Here is a 20,512-nt window from a genome sequence, read left to right on the forward strand (position 1 = left end):
GCCCTCTCCTGTTTTATCGTATTGTTTCGCTATGTCATCATCACGGCCATATTGGCCATCGCATAAGAAGCAGCGATCCAACGACTTAATGTCCGGCGGGCAGTCTAGCAGAATTCTTCCTGCGTGCTAACCGGACGCGTTGAGTGTAAAGATGCCTCATTTATTGACTCGTTTGACAAAAATCGCTGCCAATCGGCCTCAAGTAAACGCAAGTTCAAATTTTGCGAGCCATCGTCATTTAACTGCTCATCCATCACCGCTCCTAAGCCATACAGCAGCGCCCGCAGGCGACCCTGTCCAGCGGTCAAGGTAATGGTGGTTTCACAAATTTCGTTGCCCAGTATCTCGCTCAAGGCTTGATAAAAAAGCGGCAAGCCCCGCGAATCGCGAGCAGACAGCCACACTCTAATCGGCCGACCTTCTTCATTCCGCTCAATGCGCGGCTCAACATCAATCAAATCAGTTTTGTTGTAAACCTCTAGCAGAGGAATATCGCCGGCACCAATTTCAGCCAGCACCTTTAAAACCTGCTTGATATTGTCTTGCCGCTCGGGATCGGCGCAATCCACCACGTGAATAAGCAAATCGGCAATGGCGGCCTCTTCGAGCGTCGCCCGAAAAGCCTCTACTAACTTATGGGGGAGGTGGCGGATAAATCCAACCGTGTCAGCCAAAATAACGGGGCCAACATCACCAACCGGAATACGCCGAACCGTGGGATCGAGGGTCGCAAACAATTGATCAGCGGCATACACATCGGAGGTTGTGAGAACATTAAACAGCGTCGACTTGCCCGCATTGGTATAACCAACCAAAGACAGGGCGGGAATTTCCGCACGTCGCCGCGCGCGCCGCGCCTGCTCACGCTGCTTACGCACTTTTTGTAAGCGCGCCTGAATACTTGTTATGCGAGCCCGCAAAAGCCGGCGGTCGGTTTCGAGCTGACTTTCGCCAGGCCCGCGCAAACCAATACCACCCTTCTGGCGCTCAAGATGCGTCCAGCCCCGTACTAGGCGCGTGGACATATGCTGCAACTGAGCAAGCTCAACCTGCAATTTACCCTCATGGGTATTTGCACGCTGAGCAAAAATATCGAGAATCAAACCGGTACGGTCAAGCACGCGACACTGTAGTTCGCGTTCAATATTGCGTTCCTGACTAGGAGAAAGGGCGTGATTAAACAGCACAATCTCGCCTTCGTTGGCGATCAGCGCTTCACGAATTTCTTCGAGCTTTCCAGTACCGACGAATAAACGGGCATCTGGCCGCTTTCGCGTACCAGTAATGAAGGCAACCGGATCGCCTCCTGCGGAGGTCACCAGTTGCACAAATTCATTGGAATCTTCGCGCTCGTCTTCACTGTGAAAATCCAGATGGACGAGAATTGCACGCTCACCGGAATTAGGTCTTTCAAATAGCAAGGACGAACCTCAATTCAAAGAATTGCCGTTTTATTAAGCGTCTTCTTGATCTTCGTCGTCTTCTGGCGGATGCGCCATCGGCAAACGAACAACACGAGACGGTACAACGGTAGAGATAGCGTGCTTATACACCATCTGACTAACCGTATTTTTTAGAAGCACCACGAACTGGTCGAATGATTCGATTTGGCCCTGCAATTTAATGCCGTTGACCAAGTAAATAGATACCGGAATACGCTCCTTGCGAAGAATATTCAGATAAGGGTCTTGTAAGCTATGCCCTTTTGACATGGTGTAGCCTCCTGTATGCCCAAATCGGGCGTTGATAAAACCTATCAATAAAAAGCAGCAATATGGATCGCGAACCTGCGAATAAGTTCGCCATCAGACTGGGTAATTTGCAGTATACCGTAAGTTAAGGCAGTTCGGCAGCGCCAGAATACATCAACACCTTATTTAGCTGAGAATTTGTACTTTCGCCAGAGTCCAGCCAAATTAAATCCTGCCACCCCCGCAACCACGTCAACTGTCGCTTGGCCAATTGCCGCGTCGCCACCAAGGCGCGTTCAAAGGCGGTATCGACATCGTAATCGCCCCGAAGATGCTCCCACACCTGCCGATAACCCACCGCCCGAATAGAAGGTAAATCAGGGTGTAAGTCACCACGAGCCATCAGTGCCGCGACCTCTTCAATAAAGCCGCTGGCAAACATCTGCCGCAGACGCTGCTCTATACGGGCATGCAATACGGCGCGCTCTGGCGGCGCAATGGCAAACTGGTGAACTGTATAGGGCAGGGTCTGGGCCGACTGCCGCGCCTGCCACTCCGTCATTGTGAGCCCACTAATACGATAAACCTCTAGGGCCCTCGACAAGCGCTGAGAATGATTGGGGTGGATTCGCGCTGCGGATTCAGGATCAACCGCCGCCAAAGCCGCATGCACTGCGGGCCACCCCTGCTCCTCGGCTAGACGATTAATGTCGGCGCGCACCTGCTGGTCGGCACTTGGCATATCGGCCAAACCTTCCATTAATGCCTTGAAATACAACATGGTGCCACCGACCAAGAGCGGTATTCGGCCCGCTTCGGCACTTTTTGCCATCGCCGCTAGGGCATCTTGCCGAAACTGCGCAGCGGAATAGGGTTCTGAGGGATCGCAAATATCAATTAACTGGTGAGGATAACGAGCCAAGGTTTCCGCATCGGGTTTGGCGCTGCCTATATTTAAACCGCGATACACTAGCGCCGAATCCACACTGATCAAGTCGCAGGGTAAATGTTCGCTCAATGCCAGCGCCAAATCGGTTTTACCCGCCGCCGTTGGCCCCATCAGAAAAATGGCGGGAGGCAGAGGCTTAGCGTGCGAATCTGAGCTCGTGCTAGCGGCCACGTAAAAACCATTTATCTAGCTCAGCCATACCCACTTGCACCCAAGTTGGCCGCCCGTGATTGCACTGCCCACTGCGCTCGGTCGCTTCCATATCACGCAGCAGACTGTTCATTTCTGGCAAGCTTAAACGCCGGTTTGCCCGCACCGAACCGTGGCAGGCCATCGTCGATAAAATTTCATTGATATGAGCACGAATCCGGTCGCTGCTGCCAAATTCCAATAAGTCTGACAAAACATCCCGCACCAATTGCTCAACAGAAGTATCCGCCAAAATAGTGGGCAGCTCACGGACAATGACCGACTCCGCCGCCGCTCGCTCAATGCGCATACCTAGCTCAGCGAAGACGTCGCCGTGTTGTTCCGCGCAATCTGCCTCGCGCTCACTCACAGCCAAATTCATCGGCACCAATAAAGGCTGGCTGCGAATCCCCTCACCGTCGCGGGCATTTTTCATCCGCTCATAGGTGATTCGCTCATGCGCGGCGTGCATATCGACCAAGACCAAACCCTGCTGATTTTCCGCCAGAATATAAACACCTTTTAGCTGCGCCAAGGCATAACCCAAGGGCGGCGCGAGTCCATCTTCTGCTGCGCCATTATTCTGGGGCGCTGCCTGTAAACGCTGGTAGGCTGCCTGTTGATCGGCAACACTCGACGGCTGAAACGAAGATGGCTGCGGACGATATTGAGACTGGTAAGCTCCTGCCGAATTCATTGGTGAAACAAGCTCAGGGCTAGACTCCGCAGTATTATCTGCCAGCGCCATCGCCGACTGGGTTTCAGGCATCGCCAACATCGGCTCACCTGACACCTGTGGTAGCGAGGCGTTTTGCGGCACCGTATCTGGGCGCACATCGGCCAGTACCTTGTGCAAGGTACGGAAGATAAAATCGTGTACCGTGCGGCCATCACGGAAACGCACCTCGTGCTTGGTGGGATGAACATTGACGTCCACCGACGCCGGCGCCAACTCCAAATACAGCACAAACGCCGGATGACGGCCGTGGAATAATACGTCTCGGTATGCCTGCCGCACTGCATGCACAACAAGGCGGTCACGCACATAGCGGCCGTTTACATAAAAGTGCTGCAAATCTGCTTGGCTACGGGAAAAACTCGGCAGCGCCACCCAGCCCCATAAACGCAACCCCATTGCCTCGCGGTCAATGTATAGCGCCTGCTCCATAAAAGCCGGCCCGCAGACCGCCGCCAAACGTCGCTCTTGCTCAAGCTGATTGTCGGCGGGCTTTAAACTGTGAACAGCGCGGCCGTTGTGACGCAGCGAAAAGCCCACATCGTAACGGCTCAAGGCCTGACGCTTCACTACGTCTTCCAAATGACTGAATTCGGTTTTTTCAGTGCGTAAAAATTTGCGGCGGGCAGGGGTATTAAAAAATAAATCCCGCACCTCAACGGTCGTGCCGCGCGGATGAGCGATAGGCGCCAATACCGCCTCCATATCGCGCCCTTCACTACGCGCCGACCAACCCGAATCGCTGCCTTCGCGGGCGGTACTCAAACTCAGTCGCGACACCGAGCTAATACTCGCCAAGGCCTCGCCACGAAAACCTAAACTGGCGACCGACTCTAGATCTTCAAGTGCCGAAATTTTACTGGTGGCGTGGCGGCTGAGCGCTAAAGGCAAATCCTCTTGGGCAATGCCTTCACCATCATCGCGCACGCGAATAAGTTTCACGCCGCCATCTTCTATCTCTAGTTCTATTCGACGCGCGCCGGCATCAAGACTATTTTCAAGCAGTTCTTTAACAACCGAAGCTGGCCGCTCAACCACCTCCCCCGCCGCTATTTGGTTGGCTAAGCGGGGATCTAGTAAACGAATTTTTGTCATTAGGATGCGGGAATCTGTATTTTTTGACCGACGCGGATATCACTACCCGACAATTGATTATGACGCTGTAAATCACGCAGCGGCACATTGTAGCGATGAGCAATACCAGACAAGGTATCGCCATTTGCAATAATGTACTCGCGCGCTCCGCCAGTTGGTGTTGAGCCGCGCGCGGGGGAAATATCACCGCGCTTCACCGCTGCAAAATAGGTATCTGGTGGCGGGCTCTCGCGGAAATAGCGATCAATACCTTCGTATATGGCCTGCGCCATTTGCGCTTGGTAGCTTGCTGTTTTTAACTTACTGGATTCATGCGGATTAGAAATAAAGCCCGTTTCAACCAATAACGACGGAATATCCGGCGACTTCAGCACCGCAAAACCCGCTTGCTCAACCCGCTTGCTGTGCAGCCGCGAAATTTTCCCCATTTCGCCCAATAGCTGGCTGCCCACGCTTAAGCTCGCATCCAAGGTCGCCGTCATAGATAAATCTGTCAGCACACCTGCAAGCACTTGATCCTTATCCGATAGACTCACGCCGCCGACTAAGTCAGCCTCATTTTCGCGCTGAGCCAATATCCGCGCGGAGGCGCTGGTAGCACCGCGTTTTGACAGCGCATACACCGAGCTGCCATTCGCACTTGGGTTAGTGAAAGCATCGGCGTGAATAGATACAAAGAAATCCGCTTGGGCTTTTCTCGCCAAGTCGCGCCGTTTCGCCAAACCGACGTAGTAATCACCGTCGCGAATCATCACCACGCGGTAGCCCTTTTTACGTTCAAAGCGCTCCTTCAGGCGCAGGGCAATTTTATAGACCACATCTTTTTCTCTAACGCGGCCTGGGCCAATCGCGCCGGGATCTTCGCCGCCGTGACCGGCATCAATGGCGATTACCACGTCGCGGTGAGAGCTGTTTTCGAGACTCTTAACAACCTTGGGCGCGCTCTTACTTGGGCTGGCGCTAGCCCCAGTGCTTTCGCCCTTGTCTAAAAAATCGACTACTAATCGGTCGTGCAAATCACCGCTGGCGGCTAATAAAAAGCTTCTCACCTGCACGGCGTTACTTAAATCAAAAACAAGACGCAGCGCACCATTGGGCTTCTCAGCATGGCGCAAACGCGTAATAGGGCTATTGGTGAATTCTAGTTTGCTGGTGTCGGAACCTAAGGTGCTTGCCTGTATATCGATAACAAGTCTGTCAGGGCTATCTAGCGTAATGAGTTCGTGCTCAACCGGCCCGCTGAGGTCAAAGACAACACGGCTGTGATCTGGCGCTCGCCAAAATCGAACGTCGCGCACCTCTGCCGCCTGCGCTGTGGCTGCCAACAATAGTAAACCGCACAAGACTGCACTGCTAATCCGCTTCATATTCGCTCAACTGCGCCAGAATTTGTTGCCCGCGTAACGTCATGCCTCGCGCGGCAAGAAGGCGACCCGTTCCCTGCGACTCAATGCTAACCATAATGTCTGCAGATGGCAAAAAACCGCTTCCGCGCTGGGGCCACTCTATTAAACATATCGCGTGATCATCAAAATAATCGCGGATACCCATATATTCTAATTCTTCGGGATCGCCTAGACGATAAAGGTCGAAGTGATACACACTGACCGTTGTAGCCTGTGCCGGTTCCGTCTCATACACCAAGTCTTCATAAGCCTCAACCAAGGTGTAGGTTGGACTTTTGACTGGCCCGCCATACCCAAATGCACGCAATACGCCGCGACAGAAAGTAGTTTTACCGGCACCGAGTTGACCGTCGAGATAAACCACTGCACCACTGCGCATGGCGCTACCAAACAATTCACCCGCCGCAACAGTGTCGGCTTCACCGTCAAGATACCGCTGCATATCCGTTGATCACACCTCGTAAATTATCAATCACATCGCTGGCCAACATGCCGCGCTCACCATGCTGCGCGGCGCGATCCGCCGCAGCGCTATGCACCGCCGCCGCCAAACAGGTCGCGACCGTGGGCTCATGCCCCTGTGCAACAAAGGCAGCGGTAATGCCAGCAAGCACATCACCCATACCGCCGGTAGCCATACCAGGATTACCACCGCTATTGAGATATATTGGCGATGCGCCATCTGCGCTCGCAATCAACGTCCCTGCGCCTTTCAATAGTACCGTTGCGTGATATTTATCCCGCAGCATTATCACACTGGAAAAACGATCTGCCTGTATGTCTGCAGTGCTGCAATGTAGTAAGCGTGCGGCCTCGCCGGGATGGGGTGTGAGTATACGCGGCCCGCGATGAGAATTCAGGATCTCTGGCGCAAGCGCCACCATATTCAAGGCATCGGCATCAATAATTAAAGGTAAATCTGTACTCAGTACCGCGCTTAACAAGGCGCGCCCCCAGCCGCCCTGCCCCAAACCTGGACCAATGACCACAACTGACGCTTTGCTGATCAAGCCCATCGCCGCGCCATCAATTGCTATGTGCTCTTCACTCAAGCCGTGCACCATGAGCTCGGGTCTCGCGGCAACAAACATACTGCTGTGCTCTGGGCGGGTAATACAAGACACCAAACCCGCACCACTACGCGCCGCCGCCGTGGCCGCTAGTAAGCAGGCCCCCGCCATACCAACATCACCGCCTATTACCAATACATGGCCGAAAGATCCTTTGTGGGCATTGCGCGGGCGCACGCCCCAGCGCGCCAACATTGCAGCGCAGTCTAGCTGTCGAGTTTTGTCGAAAACATTGGCATCTAGTTGCCGATAGACTTCCCGAGGCACCGCGAGATCATCAAATAATTTTTCTCCCGCGCAATCTATACCCTCTAAAGTATACAAGCCTCGTTTTCTGCCTATAAAACTAATGGTTGCGCTGGCCTTAATCGCTGCGCCGAGCTTGCGACCAGAATCGCTGCACAGACCTGACGGCACATCCAAGGCCAACACCGGCACGCCGCTAGCGTTGATGGCCGAAATTGCCTGGGCGTATTTTTCCCGAACGCTGCCCTTCAAACCCGTTCCAAGCAAAGCATCGACAACAAGCCCCGCCTTATTTGGCGCTTCTCCACGCCATTGCTGAATTGCAACACCGGCTTCAACAGCCCACTCCATCGCCAAGGCCGCATCACCGCTTAGTGAAGTTGGATCTGCTAGCGCCCAAACCTTTACTGGCAAGCTCGCCTCTGCCGCTAGTGCCGCGACAATATAACCATCGCCACCGTTATTCCCACCGCCGCAAAAAACCTTAATAGGCGATCGATCTGGCCAACGCTGTTGCAGACTAGCAAACGCGGCCTGCCCAGCTCGGCGCATTAACTCAAACCCAGCAATGCCGCCGGCAATCGCCAAGCGATCTAATTCACGAACTTGGGCTGCGGTATATAACACCAGCCCGAGTTCAAGATCCTCGCGTCGCAACGACATATGATGAGTCCTCTTGGTAATTTTCCGATATTTAAATTACCTGTATATCATAGCCCGCATATAGGCACAGACAATCAGCACCCACAGCCATATATTCGTCAAACTAGACGCTTACATTACAGCGGGACGATATTAACCATATCATCAAGTGACTCGCGAACGGCCAACTCCTTGGCGGCGACTTTTTTAAATAATCCGCCAACCGCCTGCTTAACCACATATTCCCCCAAGGCATCTGGAGACACAGACTCCACCACGGCCTGCTCATTCGAATTAGCGACAGCATTTTCGGCTGCATCTATATTTGAGTAAACCTGCATTAAGTCGCTGTAAATTTTAATGGCGCCATTTTCCGTCAAGCTCTGTGTCACCAAGGGCAACAAGGCCTGCTGGACCTCTTCGCCACCCTCGGCAATCAACACGTCGGTGGCCGCGCTGCGAGGCGAATTCACCAGTGTTTGCAAGGTGTCGGCATTCATATTGGCAAGTACGGTTTTCAAAATTGGCCCTGCCACCGGAATCGCATTTTCAGCAGCGCGGTTCATAAGTGTTTCTAACAAGGCCGCCTGCGGGTTGTCGTTAAAATCCCGCGCGACATCTATCACCAAGCCCACTGGCGGCGGCAACAAAATCCGCACCAGCGGATCGTCTAAAAAGCCGCCCTCAACCGTCAGCTGCTCGACCACAAGATCAATACCTGCCGCCAGCTTCTGGGCAAATTTATTTGCCAGTATCTGTTGAAACTTGGCCTGAGCAGCCAAGGACATATCATTAACCATCGACGCACAGCCGGACGACAACAAAGTCGCCAGCACAAGGGCAATTGCACGCAATCTATTACATACCTGATAATGAAAACACAAAGGGAAGTGCCGAATCGGCGGCGCATTCTAGCACGGCGCTCAGCGTAAACAATTAGCTCTACAGCGATATATTTTCAGCCCCGTATACAGGCAATTTACCCCACCAGCGAAGCCTGACGTAGCGATGACATACAGCGACTTTGCAAATGTGTAAAATGGCCGTTTAGCGAGACACGACCTAAACACAGGCAAGAATCAATCTGATGGCTCCGACCTCCACCGACCTCCAAGCCTTGGCGCAACAGATTAAAGACTGGGGCAGTGAGTTAGGTTTCGCCCATATCGGCATCAGCCCAGCCAGCAACGACGCCCACGCCCAGCGCCTCAGCGAATGGCTACAGAAGGACTACCACGGCGAAATGGCCTATATGGCCGAGCGCGAAAAGCTGCGCGCTTCGCCGACTGAATTGCACGCCGGCACCATCCGCGTCATCAGCGCCCGCATGGATTACCTACCCAACGCAGAAGATATTGAGTCGATACTGGGCAATCCAGACAAGGCCTACATCTCTCGTTACGCCCTAGGCCGCGACTACCACAAATTAATTCGCAAGCGCCTTAGTCAGTTGGCCGAAAAAATCAGCGCCGTGGCCGGCGGCAGCCACCGCGCCTTTGTCGACAGCGCGCCGGTTTTGGAGCGCGGCTTTGCAGAACAGGCCGGGCTGGGCTGGATAGGCAAAAACAGCATGCTGATCAACAGCAAAGCGGGGTCGTGGTTTTTCTTGGGGGAAATTTATACCGACATACCACTTCCAACAGACCCGCCTCAAGAAACAGGGCACTGCGGTAGCTGCCGCGCCTGCCTAGATGACTGCCCAACCGGCGCGATTGTTGCGCCGTATCAAGTTGATGCGCGGCGCTGTATTTCTTATCTAACCATTGAGTTAAAAGACAGCATCCCCGAAGACCTGCGCTCCCTAATGGGCAACCGTGTTTTTGGTTGCGACGACTGCCAGCTGGTGTGCCCGTGGAATAAGTTTGCACAAACCACCACAGAGCCCGACTTTTCTCCCCGCCACCAGCTCGATAACAGCGAGCTAATCAGTTTATTTTTATGGACGGAAGATGAGTTTTTAGACAATACCGCCGGCTCGGCTATTCGTCGCATTGGCTATCAGCGTTGGCTGCGAAATTTAGCCGTCGGCATTGGCAACGCACCACCTAGCAGTGCCGCCATTCACGCCTTAAAATCACAATACCCCGTCGCCGACGAAATGGCTCGCGAACACATTGACTGGGCCCTCGCTAGGCAACAAGATCAATAAGCCAAGACCTCAAAATGCGCCTACAAAAAAGCCCCAATCAAGGGGCTTTGTCTACACGACTATACGAGCAATTAAAAAGGTAGAGAATAATTTAACATCACGCTCTCGCGCCCTTCGCCCTCGTCGCTATAATTAATATTTAGCGCCAAACGCGCGCTACCTATCGCCGCTGAAGCGCCAACACTGAGATCAACAAAGGTATCGCCATCCGCGCGATAGCTAGGCAGGCGATAGCTGGAATAAGCCAAATTGGTATTTCTCACCTCAATGGTCTCATCTGCATCCTCAAGCTCCGAAACCGAAAACACCTCAGCATATACATTCACGCCGTCGCTTACCGCTAAATTTGCAAGTACACCGGCACGCAATTGACGGCTCTGCAGACTTTGCTCACCCCACTGATAATTTGAAACAGCGCCACCAGACTCGGTATAACCATCAACGTTTGCACTCAAAAACCGCGCGCCTACTGCAGGGGCAATGCTGAATGTTTTTGATGCCGACAACTCATAAGCCAACTGACCATCAAAGTGCCAACCGTAACCCTCAGTACCCCCTGTGGCCGTCAAACTCTGCTCACCTAAATTAAAGTGACGATCAACATCGCTGTAATCAACAACACTCAAACCCACGCTACCTTCAGCGATCCAGCGATTTTCTCGGTAACTTAGCAAACCGCTATAACCAATACTGGTGGCGGAGATTTCAGCGCCGTCGGTATCGGTTTCATGCTTAGCCATGCTAATAGCTGCACCTAAACTCATCGACGGCGATACCGCGTGGCTATAACCCAATGTCAGATGACTACTCTCGTGATCACCGCCGCTTGGCGTATCTTCATTCGCGCCGCTGGCGCTAATAAAGCCTCGACTGGCATTTTCAAACCAGCGATTTTCTCGCAGAGTTTGCGCAAGGCCGTCGCGCTGACTGCGGGCAATGCCGATACCAATGCCAGAAAGCTGACCCACAATCTGCGGGGCAACTACAACATCAATTAAATAATCACCGGTAATTTCGCCCACCTTCCCAGTGGGGTGTACGCCGTCATTAAACAGCAATTTATCTGGGTCTGGATTAGTGCCGTCTATGCCGTAAATTGGATGCTCCACACAGTCGCCGCCGCTATCGTCAAAACACATATAGCGTTGATCAAAGCTCGCCAAGGGGCCAAGGGCAACATTAGCGCCATTGGCAAAACCATAAGCCTCGGCATTGTCGGACACGTACTCAATAACCCCCGCCAAATCCACGGGAATAATATTAGCGCCGCTAAAATTGGCGTAGGTCTGCAATGCTTGGTTGTAACCAGCCGCGCCAGCAGACACGGTTGCCGCGTAGCCGGGCAGCGTTAAGTTTTGTGCCTGTGCCGCAGGGGTTTTCCCTAAATCTGGCAAATTACTCAGCATAATAAAGCGGCCACCCGCCGCATCGATGGCCGACACACCGGCAATCAGAGTTTGCGCGGAGGCAACGATCGTTGCCTGATCAACCGCCGTGCCATTGAGAAAGTCATTGCCGCCGCCATCAATTAAAAACAGCGCATTTCGATCAACGCTATGATCCGTTAAATATGCAGGGCGCGCCTCAGCACCACCCGCCGGCAGCGCCAAACCAGTGCCATTAATGGAGTTTAAAATATCTGCCGTTTCATAACCGCCAACGGCATAGTTTGTACCGCCAGCAACCGCTGGATCGGTTGATAATCCCAGCGCCATTCCCAAATATTGCGGCGCAATATTGGCATAGGGGCCAAGAGTGTAATCACTGCTGCCATCACCTAGCTTATTGGTAAAGCGCCGACCAAAGTTGCCGCTATCCAGTAGGCTGTCGCCAAAAATAACAAGCTCACTAAAATAGCTTTGCGCAGATAAGGGAGCACAGAATAAAGACGCCACACACAGCGCAGTTAGCTTTCTCATAAGATTCCACCTACTTATTGTTATCTATCTCATCGCCGAACTGATATTAGCCGCACAATCACGGTAATTAACGCCGCTAATATGCGAAGTTTTCATCGACAACATGAATTGCTACAAGACCCGTTTTTGCGTTTGATCACAATAGGGGTAAATACAGATAGCCACTAAACCATAGAAGACGCCAGGCGTTTGTGCAAAGGCAATACAATGAAAGCTATAAAGAAACTCGCGCCGCCATGACTAGCGGCGCGGTAAATCACGGAAGGCTAGGAAAGACGAAGGAAATGCTCACGGTAATAACTCAGCTCAGCAATTGAGTCGTAAATATCGTCTAAGGCCAAATGCGTTGCCGATTTCTTCAAACCCGCACTCAAGTCTGGCCGCCAGCGGCGCGCCAACTCCTTCACACTGCTGACATCCAAATTGCGGTAATGGAAATACGCTTCCAACGCAGGCATTTCGCGGGCCATAAAGCGGCGATCTTGGCAGATGCTATTGCCGCACATGGGCGACGCCCCCTTCTCTACATGCTTGTCTAAAAACTCCAAGGTTAATCGCTCTGCTTCCTCGGCGGTAATGCAGGTGTCTTGTACCCGCTTCGTCAAACCTGACTGCCCATGCTGGCGCGTATTCCACTCATCCATCGCCGCCAAGACCTCATCGGGCTGATGTATTGCCAAGACCGGACCTTCGGCAAGCACATTTAGATTGGCGTCGGTTACCACAGTCGCAATTTCAATAATGTGATCGTTGATGGTATCTAAACCTGTCATTTCCAGATCGATCCAAATCAAGTTCTGTGCTTTATCCATCGCTTCACCTATAGGGTAAAAGTAATCAATGCTGGTATGGCACAGCGTATGAGGTAAATAGCAATACGCTGAGGTCACGCTTTCAACTGCGCAAAGTGTCGATTGTATCAGTACATAGGGTAAGATGGCGTCTCTTAAGCGAATGATCCTTCATGACAAAACGTAAACTCAGCCGCCAGCAACGCTGGCGCATCGAAAAAGTACAAGCCGAACGCAATGAGCGCGCAAGTAAACGCGACTCCCAGCTAGACCAAGCGCTAAATGAAGGCGAGCTAGGTCCAGAGCAAAGTGGGCTAATTGTGAGCCATTTTGGCCAGCAGGTTGAGGTAGAAGCCGAGAGCGGGTTTCGGCAGCGCTGCCACGTTCGCGCCCACATCGAGGGGCTGGTAACCGGCGACAGCGTCACCTGGCGGGAGGGCAAGCCCACCGGCGTAGTCGTTGCCTGCAACACCCGCAGATCATTATTGTCTCGCCCAGATAATCACGGCAAATTAAAACCGGTTGCCGCCAATATTGATCACATTGTGATCGTAATTGCCCCCGAGCCTCGCGCCCACGCCAACCTCATCGATCGCTACTTGGTTGCTTCAGAAGCGATTAGCATTCGACCAATTCTCCTTTTGAACAAATCTGACCTAATCAACGACGATAATCGCGAATATCTCGACACCATGCTGGCTCGCTACCAAGACATTGGCTATCAAGTCACCCGCGCGTCTACCGCAGCAGAGCACGGCCTAAACGAATTAAAACAAACACTTAGCGGCCACATCAGTGTATTTGTTGGTCAGTCTGGCGTGGGGAAATCATCGCTGGTAAATAGCCTGCTGCCAGGCACCGACACCCGCGTAGGCGCCCTATCTGAAAGCACCGCCAAGGGTAAACACACCACGACCACGGCTCGCCTCTACCATTTTCCCGACGGCGGTAGTTTGATCGACTCCCCAGGTATCCGTGAGTTTGCATTGTGGAATATGGACAGGGAAAAAGTTTTAGACGGATTTATTGAGTTTCGGCCATTTCTGGGTCTCTGCAGATTTCGAGACTGCAAACACGAACATGAGCCGCGCTGCGCGCTGCTAGACGCCGAGGCGGAACACAAAATCAGCCCCGAGCGCATGAGCAGCTATCGACAAATAATTGAAAGCCTAAATAATGAATAAAATATTAGTCATATCCACTCACTACAATAATATGGTGTCTCAACACTCTGAATTTAAAATAGAGTGAGAAAAGCCCGAAATTTACTGTCCCAACAAGAAGAGGCTGCAGAGCAACACCATAGCAACGTCGCCTGAGAGCTGCTCCTACTGCTACAATTCATCCACATACTTAGCACAAGAAGTCGATCATGAAAGACTGGCCATTATTAATTGAAACCACGCAATTAGCGGAAGCGCTGCACGACCCTAAATTATTAATTTTAGATACCAGCAGCGCCGCCAATTACGCCGAGCACCACATACCGGGTGCTGTCCATATCGCGCCATCGGAACTGCAATGTGGCGTCAAGCCAGCGGTTGGCAAGCTGCCAAGTGTTGACACCCTAAACGCTCTTTTTTCTAAGGTAGGGCTCAGTCCTGACAAGCACGTAATAGCCTATGATGACGAAGGCGGCGGCTGGGCTGGCCGATTAATTTGGACCCTCGATGCCATTGGCCATCGCAATTACTCCTATCTTGACGGCGGCCTACACGCTTGGCTGCAAGGCGGCCACCCAACCGAAAAAGTTGCCAACCACCCCGCCCCCACCGAGCAAAACATCACGATTGATAGTCTGCCAATAGCTGAAATTGAAGACTTCATCAGCATGCTGGACAACAGCCAACTGGCGATCTGGGACGCGCGCTCACCGGAAGAATACCGTGGCGAAAAAGTACTGGCCCAGCGCGGCGGCCATATTCCTGGCGCCATCAACCTAGACTGGCTGGAATTGATAGATCGCGACCGGCAGATGCGCTTAAAAGATTTAAGTGGCTTGCAGGCACGCCTAAACGAATTGGGCATCACCGCCGACAAAACGGTAATCACCCACTGCCAAACCCACCACCGTTCAGGCCTGAGTTATTTGCTGATGAAAATCCTCGGTTACCCACATATAAAGGGCTACCACGGTTCTTGGGGTGAATGGGGGAATAGCGAGACTACCCCCATCGAAACCGGCAGCAATGCAAAAAGCAGCGCGCAAAAGCCCTAGCGCTGCTGGCAACAAAATACTCATTATTTACCGAAGGATACCCTGTGAAAATTGCGTTTATTATTTTGCAGTACTTGGTGCCTCAGCATCTATTATCGCGATTGGTTGGCAAGCTGGCGGAAACAGACATTCCCTGGCTAAAGGACCTGCTAATCAGCCGCTTCATCAAGCAGTACAGAGTCAATATGGATGAGGCGAAAGATCCTGATCCGCGTCATTACGCAAACTTTAATGCCTTTTTTACCAGAGCATTAAAAAGCGATGCCAGACCAATATGCGAAGACGCCGACGCCATCGCCTGCCCAGCAGACGGCGCGATTAGTCAGATCGGCAAAATCACCGGCGGTCGCATTTTTCAAGCCAAGGGTCAGGACTACAGCCTATTGGCATTGCTGGGTGGCGACCGCGAAGCCGCCGCGCTGTTTGAGAACGGCAGCTTTGCCACGGTGTACCTCTCACCCCGCGACTACCACCGCGTACACATGCCGCTTAGCGGCACATTGCGCAGCATGAGCTATATTCCCGGAGCACTATTTTCGGTGAACACTACCACCGCTGAAAACGTACAAGGCCTGTTCGCCCGCAACGAACGAGCGGTGTGCCTGTTCGACACCGAGGCCGGCCCAATGGCGCTTATTTTAGTTGGTGCGATGATTGTCGCCGGTATTGAAACAGTGTGGGACGGTCAAATTGCACCTCCGCCAAAGGGCATAAAAACAACGGATTACAGTCAAGGCGCTCGTGAAATCCACCTGCAAAAAGGTGAGGAAATGGGGCGTTTCAAACTCGGATCAACAGCCATTGTGTTATTTGCCAAAGACAAGGCCGATTGGCATGAGCGCTTTCAAGCCACCACGCCAACACGCCTAGGCGAAATTTTGGGACGTATTAAAACAGGTTGATACATTTATTGGCGCGGGCCTTCACGCCCGCTCCAATGGAAACGCAATCACTTCATCAATTCGCGCTACATCACAGGCCAACATCGCTAAACGGTCGAAGCCCATCGCCACACCAACACACTCCGGCAGCGCCGCCATTGCCTTTAATAAATGCCGATCAATGGGAGGCAATATCTGACCGTTATCGGCGCGGCGACGGTGATCGTCGCGAATTCGCCTAACCAATTCGTTGGCATCCCGCAACTCGTCATAGCCATTCGCCAATTCCATACCGGCGTAAAACGCTTCAAATCGAGAGGCCAGCTGAATGCCGTCGGCGTTGCTACGGGTATTCGCCAAAGCCGCCTGCGAGGCGGGAAAGTCGTACACAAAACTAAGAGAGTTGGGATCCAGCGAGGGCTCAAGCACCGACGACATCAACAGCTGTAGCCACACATCGCGATCATCAGTATCAAAATTCAAATCCAAATGTGCACGGGCGCAGGCTTTTAACTCGGCCAAAGATGCGAGGTGGGGATTCAAACCACAGTGCTGCTCAAACACCTGCTGATAACTATAATAATGTGATTCTATTGGCCCTACCGCCAGTGCCACTATCGCCCCCACCTCATCCATCAAATCCTGCAAACTCAGGCCTGTGCGGTACCACTCCAACATTGTGAACTCGGGGTTGTGCCGACGCCCCCGCTCACCTCGCCGAAAGGCCTTACATATTTGATAAATAGAGCCGCTACCCGCTGCCAGCAAGCGTTTCATGGCAAATTCTGGCGAGGTCTGCAAATACATCAATGCGTCACCGTCAGGCGCGACGGTGGTAATAGCTTCGATATTGGGATCGGTAACGGGCGACGTCGCCAGCAACGGCGTGTCTACTTCTAAAACACCGCGCTCAGCAAACCAAGCGCGCACCGCAGCAAGTAATTGTGCGCGGCGGCCTAAAGCCGAAAAATCAGCCGTGGGCCGCCAATCAGCCATTTAGTTTTTAACTCGGTTCTGATATTCACCAGTACGGGTATCAACCTTAATGACTTCACCCACACTCAAAAACAACGGCACTTTCACAACCGCGCCGGTGCTCAAATAAGCCGGTTTGGTGCCGCCTTGCGCGGTATCACCCTTAACACCTGGATCTGTTTCAACAATCTCTAGCTCAACAAAGTTTGGCGGGGTAACTGACAGCGGTGCGCCGTTGTACAAAGTAACCGTGCAAATATCCTGCTCTTTTAACCAGTTAGATGCATCACCTACCGCTTTAAGATCTGCCTGAAACTGCTCGAACGATTCGGGATCCATAAAGTGGTAGAATTCGCCGTCGTTGTACAAGTACTCCATGCTTTGATCGATGACATCTGCGCCTTCGAGCGACTCGCCGGATTTGAAAGTACGCTCCCAAACCCGACCTGAGTTAAGATTGCGCAGGCGAACACGGTTAAAGGCTTGCCCCTTACCCGGCTTAACAAATTCATTATCTAAAATAGAACAAGGCTCGCCGTCGAGCATCACCTTTAGTCCGTTGCGAAATTCATTGGTAGAGTAATTAGCCATGATTTTCCTCAGCGACGGTGTAAAACCGTAGTTTAAAAAGGCAGCAATGATACCCCTAAAAGACACGTTTTGGCAGACCGAAAGCTGGCAGCAACAAATGAGCGGCATGATCCGCGAGCCGGCGCGGCTATTTCAGCGTCTGCAATTAGACCCAAACGAACGCCCAAACATCGCCGCAGCGCTGCAGCAATTCCCGCTGCGAGTGCCCGAGGCATTTGTTTCTAAAATGGCGATTGGCGACTGGAATGACCCCCTACTTTTGCAAGTGTTGCCGTCGGAAAAAGAGACGCAACAGCACATCGGCTATCTTAACGACCCGCTGGAAGAAGCCAACGCCAACCCCACACCCGGTCTAATCCACAAATACCACGGACGGGTATTACTCATTACCAGCCCAGCCTGCGCTGTTCACTGCCGCTACTGTTTTCGCCGCAACTTCCCCTATGACGCCAATAATCCCAGTCAACGAGACTGGCAGAAGTCACTGGACTATATTGCAGATCGCGGCGAAATTAGCGAGGTCATACTCAGCGGTGGCGATCCGCTCTCCGCCCCCGACGAATACCTGCACAAACTCATCCTAAAAATTGCCGCAATTCCGCATGTCGACACCCTGCGCATTCATACTCGTCTACCGCTAGTTCTGCCCGCCAGAATAACGCCTGAACTCATTAAAATATTCACAGAGAATCGACTGCGCCTCGTGATGGTCATTCACTGCAATCACGCTAATGAAATTGATAAGCACAGCGAAGTCGCGCTGGCTAATTTGCGCGAGGCTGGGTTTACTCTTTTAAACCAAAGCGTTTTACTTAAAGGAATCAATGACAATGTCGATACCTTAGTAGAATTAAGTCGGCGGCTATTCGAGGTGGACGTCATGCCCTACTACCTACATTTGCTAGACAAAGTGAACGGCGCCGCACATTTTGACGTAAATGAAGTACAGGCGCGCTTACTGATGCACGGTATACTCGCTAAACTACCTGGCTATTTGGTGCCGCGACTGGTTGTCGAGGAACCGAATGCAAGTAGCAAACGACCGCTTGCACTATTTTGATTTAACGCGTAAAAACATAGACTTAAAACACAAAGCGAATGCGACATTAGATGAAACGCTCACGCTCGGGACACTATGAATAATAATTCAAGCCTTGCCATTGCAACGCCTGACATAAGCAGCAACTCACATAGCCAGTTCGCACTAAACGCAATGGCAGTCAGCACGTGGGTAAATAATCTGCCCCTAGCTAATCTGGGCGAAGCCACACGCCTGTTATATCAAGCATTATCGGAACTTAGCCACACAGCATGCAAACCAAAGGATCGCTACGAAATCCTTGAAAAAATCCGGCCTCAGGTTCATCGCACTGTAAAAGCACTCTCGCAACACTACCTCAATAAGCCGGTGGTACTACCGGAAAAAACCCAAAAAATAGTCCTGCTCGCAAACACCTTAAACTCACAGCTTGCAACCGGCTACTGCCAAGCATTTAAAGGTCTTGAGGGCGAGAACCGCTTGCTCCGCTCTAAAGACGCGCTTGCAAGCTGCCTGCATAGAGCGCTGACCGAGCACAGCAGAATTTTACTGCGAACCTATCAGCTATACCGCTCTAGTCATCCAGAGTTTTGGCTAAACGCACATAAGATTTACCAGTGTGCCCACGCGCAAAGACTGCGCAAATCCAAAGTCATTGATGGTGTCTACGGCGATGGCACAGTGCAACAAGCCTATCTCCGCCTGTTAATGCTGAGCTGCAGTAAAACTCACCAACTGCCCCAGCGTTATATCGACGACATTTTTAATGAATTAAACGGCTGGTCAGCCTCAATTGAACTGCGCACTGACCGACTGGAAAGCTGCGTATTTTTATTTAACCCGGCCGAAGATTCACCGCCCGCTTACCGTGAACTAATACAGCGTGCACCCTCCCCAGGTTGGCTCGGCATCGACACCAAACCGCTGCTAACACAAAGTGGCGGACTCGCTGGCAGCAATACCGCGCGCAGAGTCAGCCACGGCACAAAATTAAGCAGCTCCGTACTCGACCACTTAACAATCTCTTGGAGTTCTGCCACGTCACGTGCTGCGGAACGCATACCCTGTAACGACCCAGTCCTTATTACCGTGGGCATGAATACCACGCACTACTACGTCGCCAATCAGTTGGATTTTAGTCAGTTCCAAATAGAGCCAGACCACGACAACAGCTCCCCCCTCTTTCAAGAACGACGCGCAGATCAAGACGATGTTTGGAGTCGAAGCGGTGGGGCAGATACTCGCGGTCGCGATCCCGACCAAAAATCGTCAATCGATTACCGCGCGGGCGATGTCGAGACCATCAGCTATAGCTTGCCGCAAGATAATCCAGCACCAGTTAGCGCTGACAATAAATATGAATATTTGCGTTCACGCATTCTAGATACCAGCAGCTCCGGCTGCCGAATCGAATGGCCTAGCACCACGCAACTTCGTATTCGCACTGGCGAGCTAGTCGGCCTGAAAACCGACGATTACGACAGCTGGCGCGTTGGTGTTGTTCGCTGGCTGCGCAGTGATGGCAGCCACCAAGTTGGCATAGAGGCACTGGCATCTACAGCGACGCCGTACAGCGCCCGCCTTATTCAATCCGGCCTGCCGGTGAACGAGTATCAACGAGCAATGCTGCTACCCGGCGGGCATATTGCAAAAGGCCCCATGCTATTGCTATCTGGGGTCGTTGGAATAGCGGAAGGGCACACCGTAGAACTCTTGCGCCCCGGCCATTCCATGCGTATAAAATTAGGTAAAATCGTAGAGCAATCCAATGCCTTCAAATTATTCCGCTTTGAAGATATTGCCCGCAACACCATTAAGATGGATGTAGCAGATGCCGACGAAGTCAATAAAAACGACTTTAATCAGCTCTGGGATATTCTTTGAGCAAACGTATCAACACATCATTTAGAAGATAAAACTGCCAC

18 protein-coding genes are annotated in these 20,512 nt (G+C 52.2%); 6 read left to right on the plus strand and 12 right to left on the minus strand.

The features are described 5' to 3' along the window. Positions 1 to 104: 104 nt before the first annotated feature. From hflX to C0068_RS02735, 8 genes are all read right to left on the minus strand, one after another. On the minus strand, positions 105 to 1,421 hold the full coding sequence (hflX, locus tag C0068_RS02700; protein ID WP_103682955.1) for a ribosome rescue GTPase HflX: 1,317 nt from the start codon (positions 1,419 to 1,421) through the stop codon (positions 105 to 107). A 33-nt stretch (positions 1,422 to 1,454) separates the two neighbouring features. Beyond that, positions 1,455 to 1,712: an RNA chaperone Hfq gene (gene hfq / locus C0068_RS02705; RefSeq protein ID WP_103682956.1), complete on the minus strand. Its 258-nt coding sequence runs from the start codon at positions 1,710 to 1,712 to the stop codon at positions 1,455 to 1,457. 124 nt (positions 1,713 to 1,836) lie between these two features. Further along, positions 1,837 to 2,751, minus strand: a complete 915-nt coding sequence (gene miaA, locus C0068_RS02710) for a tRNA (adenosine(37)-N6)-dimethylallyltransferase MiaA (protein ID WP_233208724.1) — start codon at positions 2,749 to 2,751, stop codon at positions 1,837 to 1,839. A 49-nt stretch (positions 2,752 to 2,800) separates the two neighbouring features. Further along, a complete protein-coding gene (gene mutL, locus C0068_RS02715) occupies positions 2,801 to 4,660 on the minus strand; it encodes a DNA mismatch repair endonuclease MutL (RefSeq protein WP_103682958.1) in 1,860 nt (619 codons plus the stop codon). Then, positions 4,660 to 6,027, minus strand: a complete 1,368-nt coding sequence (locus tag C0068_RS02720) for an N-acetylmuramoyl-L-alanine amidase (protein WP_103682959.1) — start codon at positions 6,025 to 6,027, stop codon at positions 4,660 to 4,662. The genes mutL and C0068_RS02720 overlap by 1 nt, the downstream gene beginning before the upstream one ends. Next, positions 6,014 to 6,508, minus strand: coding sequence for a tRNA (adenosine(37)-N6)-threonylcarbamoyltransferase complex ATPase subunit type 1 TsaE (tsaE, locus tag C0068_RS02725; RefSeq protein WP_103682960.1), 495 nt, complete (start codon positions 6,506 to 6,508; stop codon positions 6,014 to 6,016). Before tsaE ends, C0068_RS02720 begins: the two co-directional genes overlap by 14 nt. After that, positions 6,492 to 8,045, minus strand: a complete 1,554-nt coding sequence (locus C0068_RS02730; RefSeq protein WP_103682961.1) for an NAD(P)H-hydrate dehydratase — start codon at positions 8,043 to 8,045, stop codon at positions 6,492 to 6,494. The genes tsaE and C0068_RS02730 overlap by 17 nt, the downstream gene beginning before the upstream one ends. A gap of 116 nt (positions 8,046 to 8,161) precedes the next feature. Beyond that, positions 8,162 to 8,878, minus strand: coding sequence for a DUF4197 domain-containing protein (locus tag C0068_RS02735; protein ID WP_146047828.1), 717 nt, complete (start codon positions 8,876 to 8,878; stop codon positions 8,162 to 8,164). Positions 8,879 to 9,111: 233 nt separating this feature from the next. Here C0068_RS02735 and queG point away from each other — a divergent pair, with 233 nt between their 5' ends. Further along, complete coding sequence (gene queG / locus C0068_RS02740) at positions 9,112 to 10,173, plus strand: tRNA epoxyqueuosine(34) reductase QueG (RefSeq protein WP_103682963.1); 1,062 nt, start codon at positions 9,112 to 9,114, stop codon at positions 10,171 to 10,173. Positions 10,174 to 10,244: 71 nt separating this feature from the next. Here the strand turns inward: queG and C0068_RS02745 are convergent, their stop codons facing one another. Both C0068_RS02745 and orn read right to left on the minus strand, forming a co-directional pair. Then, positions 10,245 to 12,092 (minus strand): autotransporter domain-containing protein, encoded by a 1,848-nt coding sequence (locus C0068_RS02745; RefSeq protein ID WP_103682964.1) that lies wholly within the window; start codon positions 12,090 to 12,092, stop codon positions 10,245 to 10,247. Between the two features lie 266 nt (positions 12,093 to 12,358). Continuing rightward, the gene (gene orn / locus C0068_RS02750; RefSeq protein WP_103682965.1) at positions 12,359 to 12,904 is read right to left on the minus strand and encodes an oligoribonuclease; all 546 of its coding nucleotides are present in this window, start codon (positions 12,902 to 12,904) and stop codon (positions 12,359 to 12,361) included. 152 nt (positions 12,905 to 13,056) lie between these two features. On the opposite strand from orn, the gene rsgA reads away from it, so the two are divergent. The 3 genes from rsgA to asd all read left to right on the plus strand — a co-directional run bounded on the left by rsgA (position 13,057) and on the right by asd (position 16,003). Next, a complete protein-coding gene (gene rsgA, locus C0068_RS02755) occupies positions 13,057 to 14,067 on the plus strand; it encodes a small ribosomal subunit biogenesis GTPase RsgA (protein ID WP_103682966.1) in 1,011 nt (336 codons plus the stop codon). A gap of 188 nt (positions 14,068 to 14,255) precedes the next feature. Beyond that, the gene (locus C0068_RS02760; protein ID WP_103682967.1) at positions 14,256 to 15,101 is read left to right on the plus strand and encodes a sulfurtransferase; all 846 of its coding nucleotides are present in this window, start codon (positions 14,256 to 14,258) and stop codon (positions 15,099 to 15,101) included. Positions 15,102 to 15,145: 44 nt separating this feature from the next. Then, the gene (gene asd, locus C0068_RS02765; RefSeq protein WP_103682968.1) at positions 15,146 to 16,003 is read left to right on the plus strand and encodes an archaetidylserine decarboxylase; all 858 of its coding nucleotides are present in this window, start codon (positions 15,146 to 15,148) and stop codon (positions 16,001 to 16,003) included. A gap of 21 nt (positions 16,004 to 16,024) precedes the next feature. Here the strand turns inward: asd and epmA are convergent, their stop codons facing one another. Both epmA and efp read right to left on the minus strand, forming a co-directional pair. Next, a complete protein-coding gene (gene epmA / locus C0068_RS02770; protein ID WP_103682969.1) occupies positions 16,025 to 16,978 on the minus strand; it encodes an EF-P lysine aminoacylase EpmA in 954 nt (317 codons plus the stop codon). Then, positions 16,979 to 17,548: an elongation factor P gene (efp, locus tag C0068_RS02775; RefSeq protein ID WP_103682970.1), complete on the minus strand. Its 570-nt coding sequence runs from the start codon at positions 17,546 to 17,548 to the stop codon at positions 16,979 to 16,981. Between the two features lie 46 nt (positions 17,549 to 17,594). On the opposite strand from efp, the gene epmB reads away from it, so the two are divergent. Further along, on the plus strand, positions 17,595 to 18,608 hold the full coding sequence (gene epmB, locus C0068_RS02780; protein ID WP_103682971.1) for an EF-P beta-lysylation protein EpmB: 1,014 nt from the start codon (positions 17,595 to 17,597) through the stop codon (positions 18,606 to 18,608). A gap of 75 nt (positions 18,609 to 18,683) precedes the next feature. After that, positions 18,684 to 20,471 (plus strand): cyclic-di-GMP receptor FimW-related protein, encoded by a 1,788-nt coding sequence (locus C0068_RS02785; protein ID WP_103682972.1) that lies wholly within the window; start codon positions 18,684 to 18,686, stop codon positions 20,469 to 20,471. Positions 20,472 to 20,512 lie beyond the last annotated feature (41 nt).

Origin of the sequence: Zhongshania marina, assembly GCF_002915595.1 — a bacterium.
GTDB lineage: Bacteria > Pseudomonadota > Gammaproteobacteria > Pseudomonadales > Spongiibacteraceae > Spongiibacter > Spongiibacter marinus_B.